This window comes from Bradyrhizobium sp. SZCCHNR1098, from assembly GCF_032489375.1.
Taxonomy (GTDB): Bacteria; Pseudomonadota; Alphaproteobacteria; order Rhizobiales; family Xanthobacteraceae; genus Bradyrhizobium.
Genome location: NZ_JAUEXY010000009.1, coordinates 245,310 through 257,937, shown reverse-complemented (window position 1 = coordinate 257,937; position 12,628 = coordinate 245,310). Strand labels below are relative to the sequence as shown.

The window sequence follows — 12,628 nt, the reverse complement described above, 5'->3', positions numbered from 1 at the left end:
CCGACGTTGCGATGAAGGCACCTGCCGCGCGGCGGCTGAGCTGGCCCGACGTTCCCGTCTCCGTCACGATCGCCGCGTGCTGGATCGCGGCAATGCTGCTGCTGGCCGTCTTCGCCGACCAGTTCGCACCTTATGGCTTCACCAAGTTCGACCTGCGCAATCGCCTGGCGCTGCCCGGCAACGCCGCGCATTGGCTCGGCACCGACGAACTCGGCCGTGACGTGCTGTCGCGTCTGATCGTCTCGATCCGGATCTCGCTCCTGATCGCATTCGGCGCCACCGCGATCTCCGCCATCGCCGGCACCACGCTGGGCTTTCTCGCCGCGCATTTCCGCGGCCTCGTCGAGCAGGCCGTGCTGATGCTCGCCGACTTCCAGGCCAGCATGCCGTTCCTGATCCTGGCGCTTGCCGTGCTCGCCTTCTTCGGCAACTCGCTGCCGCTGCTGATCGGGCTGATGGGCCTGTTCGGCTGGGAGCGCTATGCGCGGATCGCGCGCGGGCTCGCCATCTCGGCCAATGCGCAGGGCTATGCCGCGGCCGTCCGCCAGCTCGGCGCGACGCCGCAGCGCGTGTATCTCAGGCACATCCTGCCGAACATCGCCTCGACCCTGATCGTGTCGATGACGCTGGTGTTTCCGGAAGTCATCCTGCTGGAGTCCGGCCTCTCGTTCCTCGGGCTCGGCGTGCAGCCGCCGATGACGAGCCTCGGCAACATGGTCGGCTATGGCCGCGAATATCTCACGCGCGCGCCGTGGATCATGCTGGCGCCGGCGATCATCATCGTCGTGACCACGCTTGCGGTGTCCGTGATCGGCGACTGGCTGCGTGACCGGCTCGACCCGACGCTGCAATAGCTGCACTCAGCCGCGGGCTTCCTTGGTCGCAGAGGCGGCCTGTTCGCAGATGATCACCGCGTTGCCAGCCGGCTCGCCCGCCAGCGCCGTCCATTTCGATGCTTCCTGCAGCCAAAGGTCGCGGCGTGCCGGATCGCGTGCGGCTTCCTCATGGCAGCTCGACGCCGCCGCCAAACATGCCGATTTCCTGTCCATGCGCCAAGGTCCGACAGATCAACACCAAACGCGTTAACATAGGATAGCGCGATCTGAGGTTGTGATCGACTTCGCATGACTGTCCTGCCGGAAGGTTACACATAGCGCATCGGCAGCGAATGATGTGCGTGGCAGGCGGCCACCGCGGCATGGCCGAACGCGACCGAGATCTGGTGTAGGTCGGTGACGACGTCGCCGATACCATAAAGCCCGTCGACGCCGCAGCGCTGCTTGGCGTCCACCTCCAGAAAATCCTCGGCCGTGTGTCGCGCGCCCATCCGGATGGCGAGCTCCGAGCGGACCTCAGCCCCCAGCGCGGGATAGATGACCTCGAAGCGTTCGCTGGCGGCATCACGCGAACCCCGGCCGCGGCCAGCTCCTCCCGCGCTGCGTCGTTCTGCGCGTCATCGCTCGGGATCAACGTGATGTCGGCGCTGTAGACACGCATGAACAGCGCCTTGCCTGCAGCATGACCGAGTGCGCCGACGATCCCGATCTTGCGGTCGGCTGCCTCGTAGCCATCGCAGACAGGGCAGTAGCGCAGCTCACCCTGGCGAACCGCCTCGATCCAGTCGGGAAGAGGAAACTGCCTGTCGACGATCCCCGTCGCCAGAATCACCCGCTGCGCGGCGATTGCGCCGTCAGCATATGTCGCGACGACGTCGGCGCCGGTCCTGTCGAGCGATGTCACCGTGCCGCGGATGATCGGAACGCGGAGGTCCTCCACCTGATGCTCCATCCGCGCGAGCAGCTCATGTCCCGAAATGCCGTCAGGAAAGCCAGGTAGATTATGACTGCGGGGAATCAGGGCTGCCCGAGATGCGCCGCTGTCGATGATCACGACGTCCCGTCGGAACCGCGCCAGATAGATCGCGGCCATCAGGCCGGCCGGCCCGCCGCCGACGACGAGAACTTCGGTACGCATCGCAGCCCCTCGCCCTTCTTGACAGCTCGGCCGCGTCTGCCGCGAAACCGTTGTTCGTCCCATGCGCGCGACCGCTGCCGAACCGCAGGTTCCTGAGCGCTCGGTCGACGCCGACACCCCAAATTCTACGCAGCCCGCGGTCCCAAGTTCCCCCCCCCGGGCTCCGGAGCAAAATTCGCTCGGTCATAATCCGGAACACACAAGGAACTTTTTTTGGGCAACGGAACTTAACCTATGTCACTGCTGTGCAGCGGCGATAGTGGCAAAATTTGACACCTAAGGTTGCGTTTCGGGGAGCATCGATGCGATTTGAGAATTCAACCGACGAAAGTCTGTTGGCCTATTATGAGAGTGTCCGGAAGCAAGTTGCCGCTGATAGTCGGATCGGGGGACCCTATCGGCTCATCGGAGACCGGGCCAAGCAATACGCCCAGGAGCTTCAGGCTGAAATGCGACGACGGCAGATGCGCTTTACGCCCATCGAATGGCCGAACTGATCTGTAGAATTAATGGTGTCGTTCGTGGAGAGATACCCGTCACGCGACCGCACATATGGATGGACCGGCGATGCCCTCTTCCACAAGGGGAGAGGGCACCGCAGTGCGCAGGAATTATTTCGCAGCCAAGCAAAACGGGCTCACGATCATTCCCACGACCAGCTCGCGAAATCGTTCTCGAACTGAGGCACGTCCTTCCAGACGCCCTTCAGCTTCTTGTTGATCACCGTGATCCACTGCGGCTGGAACAGGAAGCCGGCGGCCGCATCCGTTGCCAGCATGCGCTGGGCGTCGCCGAGCAGCTTGGCGCGCTCCGCCTCGTTCGGCGTGTCGACGATCTTCTGATACAGCTTGTCGAAGGCCTCGGACTGATAGCCGAAATAGTAGTTCTTCTCGGTGAACTTCACGAGGTCGAACGGCTCGACATGCGAGACGATGGTCAGGTCGAAGTCGTGCGGGCCGTTGAACACCTGCGACAGCCATGCCGCCCATTCGAGGTTCTCGATCTTGGCGACGATGCCGACCTTGGCCAATTGAGCCGCGAGCACCTCGCCGCCCTGCCGCGCGTAGGCCGGCGGCGGCAGCCGCAGCGAGAGCTGCAGCGGCGTGGCGATGCCGGCTTCCGCCAGCAGCTTCTTGGCCTTCTCCGGATCGTAGGGATTGATGTCGGTGGTGTCGACATAGCCGAGCGAGCCCGGCACGTAGAAGCTGCCGATCGGCGTGCCGAGCCCGTCGACGGCGCCCTCGATCATCGCCTTGCGGTCGATGGCGGCGAGAATGGCACGGCGGACGCGGACGTCGTCGAGCGGCTTCTTCTTGTTGTTGATCGTGACGATGGTCTTCGCCTTGGAGCCGCCGATCAGCACGGTGAAGCGCGGGTCGGACTTGAACTGCGGCAGCGTGCGCGCCGACGTTCCGCGCGGAAAGGCATCGACGTCGCCCGACAGCAGCGCCGCGACCTGCGCCGCCGAATCGGAGATGAAGCGGATCGTCACCTTGGACAGCTTGACGGCTGCGGCGTTGCGATAGTCCGGCCATTTGTTCAAGCTCAGGGACGAGCCCTTGGCCCAGCTACCCAGCGTGTACGGCCCGGTGCCGACCGGCTGCGTCGCGTTGGTCGGCGCGCTCTTCGGCTCGACGATCGCGGCTGTGGCCTGTCCGAGCAGGAACGGCAGGTTGGGCTCGGAATATTTGAGCTTGACCTCGATCGTCTCGGCATCGGGCGCGTTGACCGCCTCCATCGCCTGGAACAGCGCCTTGTCCTTGTTGGTGCTGTTCGCGGCGCCGGCGCGCTCGAACGAGAACTTCACGGCGGCGGAATCGAACGCCTCGCCGTTCTGGAATTTCACGCCCTTGACGAGCTTGAAAGTGTAGCTCTTCAGATCCGACGAGGCCTGCCAGCTCGAGGCCAGCAGCGGCGACACCGAGCCGTCCTCGTTGATCTTGGTCAGCGTCTCATAGACGTTGTAGAGCGTGACCTCGGCGATGGCCGCGGCGGCCGCGCTGGTCGGATCGAGCCCCGGCGGCTCCAAGGTCATGCCGACGACGACGCTGTCCTTCTTGCTTTGTGCCGAGGCCGGCACAGCGGTGGCCGCGACGAGCGCGGCCAATGCGACGATGGATAGTCTTTTCAACATTGTTCGTTTCTCCCGGACGGAACCAAGTTACGCGTCAAAGCGGCTTCGAGACAAGAGGCTGGTGTTCTGCAGCGACGAGCACCGGCAGCGCCATCACGCTTTCCGCCTTGTGGCAGGCAGCGGAGTGCAGCCCCGTGAGCGCCCGCAGGGAGGGTGCCGTCGCCCGGCACTGGGCATCAGCGAGTGGACAGCGCGGCGCGTAGGCGCATCCGGCCGCGCCGAGGGATTGCGACGCGATCGCAACGCTCTCGCGCCGGCGCCGGATCGCGCCGGCCTGCGCCCGCGGCACGGCGTCGAGCAGCGCCCGGGTGTACGGGTGCGCGCACTGGCCGAACAGATCCTCGGGCCGTCCGCGCTCGACGATGCGGCCGAGATACATCACGGCGACCTCGTCGCAGAGATAGTCGACGACTGCCAGATCATGACTGATCAGGACGTAGCTCAGGCCGAACTGCTCCTGCAGGTCCTGCATCAGATTGAGCACCTGCGCCTGCACCGACACGTCGAGCGCGCTGACGGGCTCGTCGGCGACGATCAGCTTCGGCTGCGTGATCAGCGCCCGCGCGATCGCGATGCGCTGACGCTGGCCGCCGGAGAACTCGTGCGGATACTTGTCCATGTCGGCGTCGCGCAATCCGACCTGCCGCAGCACCGTTGCCACGCGCGTGCGCAGGCTGTTGCGATCCGGGCTTTCCAAGGCGGTCAGCGGCTCGGCGACGATGCGCGCGATGATCTGGCGCGGATCGAGCGATCCATATGGGTCCTGAAACACCATCTGGAAATCGCGACGGGCCCGCCGCAGCTCATCCACCGAGAGGCGGTTGAGATCGCGCCCGGACATCAGCACCGATCCCGATGACGGCCGCTCCAATGCCATGATCAGCCGCGCCAAGGTCGACTTGCCGGAGCCGGACTCGCCGACGATGCCGAGGCTCTTACCCGGCATCAACGTCAGCGACACGCCGTTGAGCGCGAGCACCTGGCCCGGCGGCCGCAGCAGGCTCTCGCGCGGCAGCGTATAGCGCTGCACAAGATCCCTGACCTCGAGCAGCGGCGTCTCGCCAGCTCCTTGCGATGCCGTGCTCAAGCGACAACTCCCACCGGATCACGCGCAAGCGCGACATCGGTCCGGATGCAACGGACGCCATGACCGATGCCGATCTCGATCGCCGGCGGCAGCGCCGCGCGGCAGGCGTCGACGACCAGCGCACAGCGATCGGCGAACGGACAGCCGGCCGGCAGATCGGCGAGCTCCGGCACGGTACCGGCGATGGTCGCAAGCCGCGTACCCTTGCGGGCCCCGAGCCGCGGCCGCGCGCGGAACAGGCCCTGCGTGTAGGGATGGCCCATGCGCGAGAACACCGCATCGGTGCTGCCGCTCTCGACCACCGTGCCGCCATACATCACGATCATACGCTGCACATTCTCGGCGATAACGCCGAGATCATGCGAGATCAGGATCATCGCCATGCCCTGCTCCGCCACGAGATCGGCGATGAGGTCGAGGATCTGGCGCTGGATGGTGACGTCGAGCGCGGTGGTCGGCTCGTCGGCAATCAGCACGTCGGGCCTGCAGGCCAGCGCCATCGCGATGGTGACGCGCTGGCGCTGGCCGCCGGAAAACTGGTGCGGATAGGCGTCGTAGCGTCGGGTGGGGTCCGGCAGACCGACGCGGTCGAGCAGCGCGATCGCCTGGCGTTTCGCTTCAGTCGCCGAGCAGCCGGTATGTCGCAGCAGCGGCTCCGCCACCTGGTGGCCGATCGTATGCATCGGGTTGAGCGCGGTCATCGGCTCCTGAAAGATCATGCTGATGCGGTTGCCGCGCAGCTTGCAGTAATCGGCATCGGGCAATCCGACCAGCTCGCGGCCATCGAGCTTGATGCTGCCGCTGACGACAGCGCTGTCAGGCAGAAGCCCGAGCAGAGCGAGCGCCGTGATCGACTTGCCGCAGCCGGACTCGCCGACGATGCCCAAGGTCTCGCCGCGCCGGAGCGCGAACGACACCTCGCGCACCGCTTGCGCCGGGCCGCGGCTGGTGTTGAGCCGGATGCCGAGACCGCTGACATCGAGCAGAGGTTGATCGCTCGCCATCATCGCTGCCTCGCCAGCCGAGGGTCGAGCAGATCACGCAGGCCGTCGCCGAGCAGGTTGAGGCCGAGCACCGCGAGCGCGATGGCGGCGCCGGGGTACACGGCGAGGCTCGGCGACTGGAACAGCAAGGTCTGCGCGTCGTTCAGCATGCGCCCCCAGGACGGCTGCGGCGGCTGGGTGCCCAAGCCGAGATAAGACAGCGCCGCCTCCGCCAGGATCGCCAGCGCAAACTGGATCGTCGCCTGCACGATCAGGACCGACAGGATGTTCGGCAGCACGTGCTCGATGGTGATGCGGAAGCGGCCCTTGCCGGCAGCGCGTGCCGCCAGGATGAACTCGCGCGCCCAGACAGCACCGGCCTGGCCGCGAGTGACGCGCACGAACACCGGGATCTGGAAGATGCCGATCGCGGTGATCGAGGTCACCATGCCCGGGCCGATCACAGCCGCCAGCATGATCGCCGACAACACCGCCGGAAAGGCGAAGGTGAAATCGCTGAAGCGCATGATCAGCTCCTCGGTCCAGCCGCGCTGCGCGGCTGCGATCAGGCCGAGGCAGACGCCGCAGGTGAGACCGATGCCGACGGCGATGATGCCGACCAGAATGGTCGCTCGCGCGCCGACCAAGAGCAGCGAGACGATATCGCGGCCGAGCACGTCGGTGCCGAGCCAATGCGCTGATGACGGCGGCCGCAGCTTCGAGGCGACGTCGATCTCATAGGCCGACCACGGCGTCCACACCAGCGACAGCAGCGCAGCGCCGAGCACCAGCAGACACAGCAGCGCGCCGACGATGAAGCTGCGATGGCGCAGCGCGCGGCGCCAGAACGCGCTTGGCGCGGGGGCCGTGCCGGCTGCGGCTTGAACGATCACGGACGAACTCACAGCTCGTGCACCTTGATGCGCGGATCGATCACCGCATACAGCACGTCGACCACGAAGTTGACGACGATCACCATCGCCGCCAGCAGCATGACGCAATTGCGCACGACGATGAGATCGCGATTGGCGATCGACTGGAAGATGAGACGCCCCAGGCCCGGCAGATAGAACACGTTCTCGATCACGATGGTGCCGGCCAGCAGGTTTGCGAATTGCAGGCCCATCACGGTGAGCACCGGGATCATCGCATTGCGCAAGACGTGCTGCCACAGCACCTCGCGCTTCGTCAGGCCCTTGGCGCGCGCGGTCCGGACGAAATCCTCGCGCAGAACGTCGAGCACCGCAGAGCGCGTCACCCGCGCCAGGATCGCGGCCTGCACCACCGCCAGCGCCACAGCCGGCAACAGCAGCGCGCGCAGCCCCGGCCAGATGCCGTCCTCCCAGCCGGGGAAGCCGCCGGCCGACAGCCATTGCAGCTTCACCGCAAACAGGAGGATCAGGAGGATCGCGAACCAGAAGTTCGGCAAGGCGATGCCGATCTGGGTCAGGGACATCACGCCGACATCGCCGAGGCGGTTGTGATTGGCGGCCGTGTAGATGCCGGCCGCGAGCGCCAGCACGGTCGTGAGTCCCATGGCCAGGATCGCGAGCGGAATCGTCATCGCCAGCCGCTCGCGGATCAGTTCGGCCACCGGCGTGCCATAGGCATAGCTGTTGCCGAGATCGCCGCTCAGCATGCCGCCGATCCAGTGCAGGTAGCGCCAGGCCAGCGGCTGATCCAGCCCGAGCTTGACCGTCAGCGCCCTGACCGCATCGGGCGAGGCATCCGCGCCCATCAGCATCTGGGCGGCGTTGCCCGGGAGCGCGTCGAGCACCAGGAATATGATCAGCGACGCGCCGACGAGGGTCGCCAGCAAGGTCAGGCAGCGCCGCAGCAGAAAAACGCTCATTCGCGCCGGGACTCCAGTTTTCGGCGGCCGCACGTTCCACAGCTTTCGGCTCCGATGCAAGCCTGTTGCCTGCATGATTGCCATTGCCCGGCGCAGGACATCTTCGCAGGCCACACCGGCCACGGTATCGTCGGCTTGATCCCAGTCAACGGCGGAGCGCCGGCGACCGCCATCATGCGGCTGATCGCAACAACGCAAGGGCCCCTCTCGATCATGACCATCCGTCCGAGCTTTCTCTGGGGTGCCTCGACCTCGGCCTTCCAGATCGAGGGCGCAGCCCATCTCGACGGCCGCGCCGACAGCATCTGGGATGTCTTTCTGCGCGCGCCGGGCCGCACCAAGACCAACGACACGGCCGAGACCGCATGCGACCATTATCATCGCTACGCCGGCGACGTGGCGTTGATGCAAGAGCTCGGCCTCAACGCCTATCGCTTCTCGATCTCCTGGCCGCGGGTGCTGCCGCAAGGCCGCGGCGCGGCCAACGAAGCCGGCCTCGCCTTCTACGACCGCCTGATCGACGCCCTGCTTGCCGCTGAGATAGAGCCGTGGCTCTGTCTCTACCACTGGGACCTGCCGCAGGCGCTGGAGGCGCTCGGCGGCTGGCAAAACCGCGACATCGCCGGCTGGTTCGCCGACTATACCGCGCTGGTCGCGCGGCGCTATGGCGACCGGGTCAAGCGCTTCGCCACCTTCAACGAGCCCTGCGTGTTCACGCTGTTCGGCTACGGCCTCGGCTGGCATGCCCCTGGCTTGGCCGACAAGACGGCGCTGCACAAGGCGATCCATCACGTCAATCTCAGCCATGGCCGCGCCGTCGACGTGCTGCGCAAAGACGTCGCCGGCGCCTCGATCGGCGCGATCCACAACCGCCAGCCCTGCTATCCCTGCACCAGCAAGCCGGCGGACGCTGCAGCGGCGCTGCGGCTCGCAGCCTATTGGAACGACGCTTTCCCGTTCCCGCAAGCGTTTGCCAGCTACCCGCCGGAGCTGGCGGAGGCCGTCGCGCCATATGTTGCGCCCGGCGACATGGCGCAGATCGCACGGCCCGTCGACTGGTTCGGGCTCAACCACTACTCGCCGCATTACGTGAGGGCTGACACCAACCTGATCGGGGCGAGCTTCGGGCCGGCGCCCGACACCGTGCCGCGCAGCGCGATCGGCTGGCCGGTCGTGCCCGGTGCGTTCCACGACACGCTCCTGGATATCCACCAGCGGTTCCAGCTTCCGATCTACGTGCTTGAAAACGGCACCGCAGCTGCCGACGTCCTCGGCAATGATGGCCAGGTTCATGACGTGGACCGGATCGCCTATCTCAAGGCCTACACTGCCGCCATGGAACAGGCGATGAAAGAAGGCGCCGACGTCCGCGGCTATTTCGTGTGGTCGCTGCTGGATAATTTTGAATGGGGGGCGGGCTATTCGCAGCGTTTCGGCATTGTCTATGTCGACCACACCACGCAGCGTCGCATTCCCAAGGCGTCTGCGCGATGGTATGCGGACATGATCGCGGCCCACCGGACCTCCGACGGGCCGTACAACCGGGCGGAAGACTGAGGCATGAGCGATCGCGTTCTTCTGGGCGATATCGGCGGCACAAATGCGCGCTTCGCGCTGCTCGACGATGGCGTGGTCGGCGAGGTCGAACACCTGAAGGTCGCGGACTTCGCCACCATTGCCGATGCGATTACTGCGTTCCTGTCGCGGCACGCAGAAGGCGGAGCCCCCTCCGCGGCCGTGCTCGATATCGCCGGGCCGATCGAGCGCAATCGCGGCATGCTGACCAACAGCACCTGGGCCATCGACGGCGCCGAGCTGGCCGCGCAATTCAATCTCCGCTCGGCGAAGCTGCTGAACGATTTCGAGGCCGTCGGCTGGTCGCTGCCGGCGTTGCGGCCGGATGATCTGTATCCGCTCGGCGGCAGCGCGGCGGTCGCCGGCGCGCCGATGCTGGTGATCGGCCCGGGCACCGGGTTTGGCGCGGCCTGCTATCTGCCGGGCGGCGGCCGTCCCACGGTTGCCGTCACCGAGGCGGGTCACGCCACCTTGCCGGCCACCACCGCGCGCGAGGCCGCAGTGCTGGCCAAGATGCGCGAGCACTTCGGCCATGTCTCGATCGAGCGCGCGCTGTCCGGCAGGGGTCTCGAAAACGTCTATCATGCCATCGCGGCCGTCGACGGAGCCTCGGTGCCGAAGCGCGACGCCGCCGCCATCACCAGCGCCGCGCTCGACGGCGGCTGCGCCACCAGCCGCGCCACGCTCGACATGTTCTGCGCCTGGCTCGGCGCCGTCGCCGGCAACCTGACGCTCACCTTCTGTGCCCGCGGCGGCGTCTACATCGCCGGCGGCATCCCGCCGCGGTTTCCCGACTACTTTGCACGATCCGATTTCCGCCGGCAGTTCGAGAGCAAGGGACGCTATGACAGCTATCTGCGGCCGATCCCGGTGCACATCGTCACCAAGCCCGACATCAGCTTCCTCGGTCTCAAATCGTTCTTCGAGGCCGGCATCACCGCGAGCGGCGGCTCCCCGACGAACTGAGATCGAATGAGCGACATCGTCACGATCACGCCGAACCCGGCCGTCGACGTATCGACGACCGTCGAGAAAATCGTGCCGGTGGCCAAGCTGCGCGGCACGACGCAACAGCGAGATCCCGGCGGCGGCGGCATCAACGTCGCCCGTGTCATCGCCCGCCTCGGCGGCGACGTCACCGCGCTCTATCCGGTCGGCGGTCCGACCGGCCTGCTGCTGAAGCAGCTCGTCGAGAAGGAAGGCGTCGCCAGCCGCACCTGGGCGACGGCCGAGGACACGCGTGAGGACTTCTTCGTCCAGGAGCGCGTCAGCGGCCAGCCCTATCGCTTCATCCTGCCGGGTCCGACGCTGACCGAGGCCGAATGGCAGGCCGGCCTTGCCTTGCTCGCAGCCCAGGATCCGTTCCCCCGCTTCGTCATCGGCAGCGGCAGCCTGCCGCGCGGCGTCCCGACCGACTTCTACGCGCGCGCTGCGACGCTTGCACGATCACGCGGCGCGCAATTCGTGCTCGACACCTCGGGTCCAGCTTTGGCCGCGGCGGTTGCCGGCGGCATCGACCTGATGAAGCCGTCGCTGCACGAGATGCAAGAACTGGCCGGCGGCACGCTGCCCGATGCAGCGGCGTGGGAGAAAGCCGCCCACGCGCTGGTCGCGAGCGGCAAGGCCGGCACCGTCGCGCTGACCATGGGTCATCTCGGCGCCCTGCTGGTGACCCGCGACCGCGTGCTGCGCGCTCAGCCGCTGACGATGGTGCCGGTCAACGCGGTCGGCGCCGGCGACAGCTTTCTCGGCGCGCTGGTCGCGAAGCTCGCCGCTGGCGAGTTGCTGGACGACGCGTTTCGCTTTGCAGTCGCCGCAGGTGCTGCGGCGCTGCTGCGCACCGGCACCGCGCTGTGCGATCCCGCCGACGTCAGCCGTCTGCAGGCTGACGTGCGGCTCGAGACGGCGTGACATCGCTCTCCGCATCACCGTTGAGCCGATCGAGCGAGAGCAGCAACCCGCCGACGCGCTCCAGCGACGACATCCACTCGGCGAGGCGGTTGAAATTGTCCACCATCCAATTGAACGACCCCTGCACCAGCGTGAACGCAGCGGCTGCCTGGGTGAGTTCGCCCAGGGTCATCTGATCGCCGAGGAACTTCGGCGCGCACAGCACGAGGCCGATGATCGGCGCGAGCAGCGTATTCAGATGAGACACCAGGGTGTTGCGCATCAGCTGCCAGCACAGCCGCTTCCATTGCTGGATCGTGCGGTCGAGCGCCATCCACAGCCCGGCAATGACGCCGCGTTCCTCCTGCTTGGGCGCGATGCCTTCGCCGATGTCGCGCAAGTGATGGGCCGCGGTGATGAGCTCCGACTCGGCCTGGTTCTTGGTCTGGATGACGCGCGTGAGCGGCGAACCGACCCACAGCATGGCCCCGGTCACCAGCCCGGAATAGATGACGACGCTGACCACCAGGTAGCCTGGAATCCACAACTGCTGCCCGCCCACGACGAAGCCGATGGATCCGCCGACCTGCCACAGCACCTGGACGAACACGACCGCCGTCAGCAGCGAGGAGATCACACTGACCACGAAGTCGATCGGCGCATCGGTGGCGATGCGGACGTCCTCGGCAATGCGATACTCCGGAATCTTCAGATCGCCCTGCACCGTCGCGAGCCGCGCATAGCGGTCGTTCTCGACCCAGTAATTGATCACCTTGGCGCTCAACCATTGCCGCCAGCTGCGTTGCATCACCATGCGGCCCCACACCGAGACGATCGCCAGCACGACGCTCGCCAGACAAAGCGGAATGAGCAGGGCGGCCTGCTGCCGCAGCCGCGTCGGATCGCGGCCCTCCAGCGCGTCGAAGAAATCCCTGTTCCAGTAATTGAAGCGGAACTGCACGTAGAGCTGGAGCACCACGAGGACGACCAGGGCGACGCAGAGCAGCCAGACCCGCCATGCCGTCGATCCGAGCCAAAATTGCCGCGCCGTGAGCCAAAACCGCGACCATTCGCGATTGCCGTCCTCGTTCTGGTCGTCGGAGATCATCGGTGATCCGGATGGAGGTGATCGA

Annotated in this window: 12 protein-coding genes and 1 pseudogene; 5 read left to right on the top strand and 8 right to left on the bottom strand. The window is 66.4% G+C overall.

Features of this window, described 5'->3' with window-relative positions; all coding sequences use genetic code 11:
- Positions 1–11 precede the first annotated feature (11 nt).
- Entirely contained in the window at positions 12–854 is an 843-nt protein-coding gene (locus tag QX135_RS20660) for an ABC transporter permease (RefSeq protein ID WP_410052049.1), read from the top strand.
- Between the two features lie 6 nt (positions 855–860).
- Here QX135_RS20660 and QX135_RS20655 read toward each other — a convergent pair whose 3' ends face one another.
- On the bottom strand, positions 861–1,028 hold the full coding sequence (locus QX135_RS20655) for a hypothetical protein (RefSeq protein WP_315733792.1): 168 nt from the start codon (positions 1,026–1,028) through the stop codon (positions 861–863).
- A 116-nt stretch (positions 1,029–1,144) separates the two neighbouring features.
- Positions 1,145–1,974 (bottom strand): annotated as a pseudogene (locus QX135_RS20650) (NAD(P)/FAD-dependent oxidoreductase).
- Between the two features lie 302 nt (positions 1,975–2,276).
- Between QX135_RS20650 and QX135_RS20645 the strand changes: the two are divergent.
- The gene (locus QX135_RS20645) at positions 2,277–2,471 is read left to right on the top strand and encodes a hypothetical protein (protein WP_315755179.1); all 195 of its coding nucleotides are present in this window, start codon (positions 2,277–2,279) and stop codon (positions 2,469–2,471) included.
- Between the two features lie 146 nt (positions 2,472–2,617).
- Here QX135_RS20645 and QX135_RS20640 read toward each other — a convergent pair whose 3' ends face one another.
- From QX135_RS20640 to QX135_RS20620, 5 genes are read right to left on the bottom strand one after another with little or no spacing between them, the layout of a single operon-like run.
- Complete coding sequence (locus tag QX135_RS20640) at positions 2,618–4,108, bottom strand: ABC transporter substrate-binding protein (RefSeq protein WP_316179760.1); 1,491 nt, start codon at positions 4,106–4,108, stop codon at positions 2,618–2,620.
- Positions 4,109–4,142: 34 nt separating this feature from the next.
- On the bottom strand, positions 4,143–5,195 hold the full coding sequence (locus QX135_RS20635) for an oligopeptide/dipeptide ABC transporter ATP-binding protein (protein WP_316179761.1): 1,053 nt from the start codon (positions 5,193–5,195) through the stop codon (positions 4,143–4,145).
- Positions 5,192–6,202 (bottom strand): ABC transporter ATP-binding protein, encoded by a 1,011-nt coding sequence (locus QX135_RS20630; protein WP_315813143.1) that lies wholly within the window; start codon positions 6,200–6,202, stop codon positions 5,192–5,194. The genes QX135_RS20635 and QX135_RS20630 overlap by 4 nt, the downstream gene beginning before the upstream one ends.
- Entirely contained in the window at positions 6,199–7,071 is an 873-nt protein-coding gene (locus tag QX135_RS20625) for an ABC transporter permease (protein WP_410052043.1), read from the bottom strand. Before QX135_RS20625 ends, QX135_RS20630 begins: the two co-directional genes overlap by 4 nt.
- 8 nt (positions 7,072–7,079) lie before the next feature.
- Entirely contained in the window at positions 7,080–8,030 is a 951-nt protein-coding gene (locus QX135_RS20620) for an ABC transporter permease (RefSeq protein WP_315778097.1), read from the bottom strand.
- A gap of 213 nt (positions 8,031–8,243) precedes the next feature.
- On the opposite strand from QX135_RS20620, the gene QX135_RS20615 reads away from it, so the two are divergent.
- The 3 genes from QX135_RS20615 to QX135_RS20605 are packed head-to-tail and all read left to right on the top strand — an operon-like array spanning position 8,244 to position 11,516.
- Positions 8,244–9,587 carry a GH1 family beta-glucosidase gene (locus tag QX135_RS20615; RefSeq protein ID WP_315785601.1) on the top strand — a complete coding sequence of 448 codons (1,344 nt, stop codon included), beginning with the start codon at positions 8,244–8,246 and terminating at the stop codon, positions 9,585–9,587.
- Positions 9,588–9,590: 3 nt separating this feature from the next.
- The gene (gene glk, locus QX135_RS20610; protein ID WP_316179764.1) at positions 9,591–10,571 is read left to right on the top strand and encodes a glucokinase; all 981 of its coding nucleotides are present in this window, start codon (positions 9,591–9,593) and stop codon (positions 10,569–10,571) included.
- 6 nt (positions 10,572–10,577) lie between these two features.
- Positions 10,578–11,516, top strand: coding sequence for a 1-phosphofructokinase family hexose kinase (locus QX135_RS20605; RefSeq protein WP_315785479.1), 939 nt, complete (start codon positions 10,578–10,580; stop codon positions 11,514–11,516).
- Here QX135_RS20605 and QX135_RS20600 read toward each other — a convergent pair.
- Positions 11,476–12,603 (bottom strand): SbmA/BacA-like family transporter, encoded by a 1,128-nt coding sequence (locus QX135_RS20600; RefSeq protein WP_316179766.1) that lies wholly within the window; start codon positions 12,601–12,603, stop codon positions 11,476–11,478. The genes QX135_RS20605 and QX135_RS20600 overlap by 41 nt on opposite strands.
- Between the last annotated feature and the right edge of the window lie 25 nt (positions 12,604–12,628).